Here is a 2012-nt window from a genome sequence, read left to right on the forward strand (position 1 = left end):
AGACGGGGCGTCGCACCAGCGCGACCGTCACGTAGGCGACCAGCGACACCAGGAATCCGATGAAGGTGGTCCAACCGTCGACGGACGAGGTGACCAGTGAGTTCGGGATGTACAGCAGGGTGTTGTCGACGCCGTAGATCGTCGGGGTGAGGACGAAGAAGCCGGCGCGCACCGTGATGCCGGCGATCGCGGCGGCCGCCACGGCACGCCCGTCCCCACGCGACCAGAACAGCCCGAGGATGAACGGAACGACGAGCGAGGCGAGCAGAAGATCGAAGGTGAGGGTGAGAAGGATGCCCGTCTGCGGAACGCGCAGGGCGACGAGCGCGCCGAAGGCCGCCATGGGCAGCATGAGCAGGCGCGTGGCCTTCATGACGTCCGAGGACATCGCGGCGTTCTCGCCACCGACTCGGAAGACGTTGCGCACCAGGACCGTCGCGGTGGACAGCAGCACCCCACTGATGGTGGTCAGCGACGCGGTGACCAGACCGGACAGGACCAGGATCGACAACCACTGAGGGGTGTACTGCCCGAGCAGGACGTAGAGGATCGGCGCGTCGGCGGCGCTGTCACCGACGATCGAGACCGCGGCGAGAGCGACGAAGGACAGCGGCACGCACAGCACGAGGATGCCGGTCGCCGCGGAGAAGCAGGCGCGCTGCGCCGCGTGCGGCGACTTGGCGGAGAACACACGCTGCATCAGGTCGATCGCGACGAGGTTGCCGAGTCCGAGAGCGACGATCGTGGCCCAGTTGATCGCGGCGCCCTGCGCCGGGTCGGCGAGCTGCCCGAGATCGCCGATGCCGAGGCCGTCACCGTGGGTGAAGCCGGGACCGAGGGCCACCCATGCGAGGAGGGAGACGATACCGACGGCCATCACGGCGAACTGGACCATGCCGGTGTAGACGCTCGCGAACATGCCGCCGGCCATCGTGTAGGCGAGCACGAACGGGATGATCACCAGTACCGCAGCGGTGTAGTTCAGACCGAGGAAGTACTGCAGGAGGTAGGCCAGCGCGACGAGGTTGCCGGCGAGGAGGATGCCGAAGCTGCCCACGGTGAGGACGGAGGCGGTGATCTCGGTGCCGCGCCCGAAGCGCCGGGCGAAGAACTCCGGCAGAGTCACCACGCCGGTCGCCCGCAGGCGCTTCGCGAAGAAGATTCCGACGAGCAGAACACTGAGCGCGACGCCGAGGGGCATCGCCGCGCCGGCCCAGAATCCGAATCCGGCCGCGAGGTCGGCCGAACCGAGGGTCGCGTTGGAGTCGATGACCTGGGACATGAGCAGGACGGCGAGAACGGGTGCGCCCAGCGAGCGACCGGCGAGCAGGAAGTTGCCCGCCTGTCCGCGGACCTTGCGGGTGGAGTAGAAGCCGGCCCCGAGAAGTACGACGAGGCACACGGCAACACCGGTGATGATCATGGCAGCTCCGTATAGAGAAGGTCAGACGGCAGGAGCGCTGCGTTGGGCTTCGCGTCCGAGCGAATAGAGGGGGCGGGCATTGTCGGGAAGAACGATCTCGCCGGAGTCGAGCCGGTTGCGGAGATAGGTGAAGCTCTGAGCGGTCTGCGCGAACAGATGCTCGCCGGCCGTCACTCCGTCGTATCGTGGTCCGTCCGCGTCGACGAACCTCTCCAGCGGCTCGACCCGGGTGTCGTAGTCGACGTTGAAGAACAAGGGGAACGAGTAACGCTCCTGAGCAACCTTACGCACCCGATGTGACGTCGCTGTAAACACACCGTTCGTCCAGATCTCCAGCAGGTCACCGATATTCAGGACGAAAGCATCGTCGCGGTAGGGGACCTCGATCCAGTCTCCGTCGGCGTTGACCACTTCGAGCCCCGGCGCCGTGGGCAGGAGCAGCGTGAACATTTCGTAGTCGGTGTGAGCGCCGATACCGGGGCGGTCGGATGCACTGGGATCGTAGGGATAATGGATCATCCGCAACTGCGCCGGCGGTGTCGTCACATACCGATCGAACAGGTCGGACGGCTCACCGAGCGTCTCGGCG

General features: G+C 66.4%; 2 protein-coding genes. Both read right to left on the reverse strand.

Features of this window, described 5'->3' with window-relative positions; translation table 11 throughout:
- On the reverse strand, nt 1-1423 hold a 1423-nt coding region (locus R1101_RS0122180), incomplete at its 3' end, for a sodium:solute symporter family protein (protein WP_016935420.1).
- Between the two features lie 21 nt (nt 1424-1444).
- Nucleotides 1445-2012 (reverse strand): 2OG-Fe(II) oxygenase family protein (locus R1101_RS0122185; RefSeq protein ID WP_016935421.1); only part of this gene is annotated, 568 nt, incomplete at its 5' end.

The organism is Rhodococcus sp. R1101 (genome assembly GCF_000278445.1).
Classification (GTDB): domain Bacteria; phylum Actinomycetota; class Actinomycetes; order Mycobacteriales; family Mycobacteriaceae; genus Rhodococcus; species Rhodococcus gordoniae.